Raw genomic sequence first — 1,290 nt, forward strand, 5'->3', positions numbered from 1 at the left:
GGGTTATAGGACAAAACGTGTGTAAATCTCGGGTGTGTCATGTGCGGCCTGCCCATCCTTTGCGATGCCAGAGTCCTTCGTCGGCGCTGAGTCCGGTGCTGTAGAGCTCGGGCCCGGGCTTCTGCTCGGTCGTGGTGATGGCTTCGGTCTTGGCCGGACGGTAATGCACGGCTTTGATGAGTTTGGCCGGTGGCAGGGGCTGTTCGCTGTGCAGGTAGAGGTACCACTCGATCGCGCGTTTTCGATGTTCTTCACTCATGCCCCGGTGGGCCCGCAGCAGCAACCGGAGTTGGGCGTTGGTGCCGCCTTCAATGCGATTAGTAGTCGAGGCGATCTGCAGGCCGGCGAACTCCGCGCGCAGATAGGTGAACAGCGTCCCGGCCTGGCTGAGTCGTTCCAGAAGCCGGTAGGCCTTGCGGAGCCTGTCGTGGGTGTACCACCAGGTCTGATTGTCCCTGACCCACCCCGGGACGACGGCGCTGCCAGTGCGATAGGTGCGGGCTTTGACCAAGTGCCCGTAGCTCTGGTGCCAGTCATTGAGCCCGCCCAACCACGCGGCCGCTTCAGCGGCGGTGGTGATCCTCGTCAGGGCCCGTCCCAGCCGCAGCAACGCCTTGCCCGCCTCAGTCCTGGGCCGGCCGGTCAGGTACGTACGGACGTTGCGCTGGACATGGACAAGGCACCGCTGGACCGCGGTCTCACTCCAGCATTCGGACAGCGCTGCCGCGATCCCGGAGCCACCATCAGTGATCACAACGGTGGGGGCAGGGAACCGGGCGAGCAGGGCAGCCCACGCGGCCTTCTTCTCGGTATCGCACCACTGCCATCCGAGCACGTGATCCCCGGCAACAGCGATCAAACAGCACCACGAGCCCACGTAGATCCCGTCGACCTGGATCTGGTCATGAACCTCACCGGTGACCGGAATCTCCGGGACAATGTTCCAGCACCATTCGGTGCGGCGCCGGAAGGAACGGGCCGTGCCAAACGAGGTCGCGGCTGACTGGTTCGACGTGCCCAGCAGCCAGCCAAGGAACGCGTCCAATTCAGCTCTCCGGCTCACATCGGGACGTTCACCCGAGCGGCTCGCCCCGCACTTCAAACACCGGTACCGCTGCTTACCGGCAGCTGTTTTCCCGTTCCGAACCAGCCCGCGGCCACAAATCAAACACTCCAGAGATATGCAAGCACCCCAGCCACCCTAAGCTTCAAAAGCTTAGCTACCCCGGATTTCCCGCGCGATCACTGGGAAGCAAGCCCCTCCCATACACACGTTTTGTCCTATAACCC

At 63.2% G+C, this 1,290-nt stretch carries 1 protein-coding gene; it reads right to left on the reverse strand.

The window, feature by feature from the left end:
* Positions 1 to 37: 37 nt before the first annotated feature.
* Positions 38 to 1,168 (reverse strand): IS1249 family transposase, encoded by a 1,131-nt coding sequence (locus BLQ01_RS22035; protein ID WP_175493524.1) that lies wholly within the window; start codon positions 1,166 to 1,168, stop codon positions 38 to 40.
* Positions 1,169 to 1,290: the final 122 nt, after the last annotated feature.

This window comes from Arthrobacter sp. UNCCL28 (assembly GCF_900102805.1).
GTDB lineage: Bacteria > Actinomycetota > Actinomycetes > Actinomycetales > Micrococcaceae > Arthrobacter > Arthrobacter nicotinovorans_A.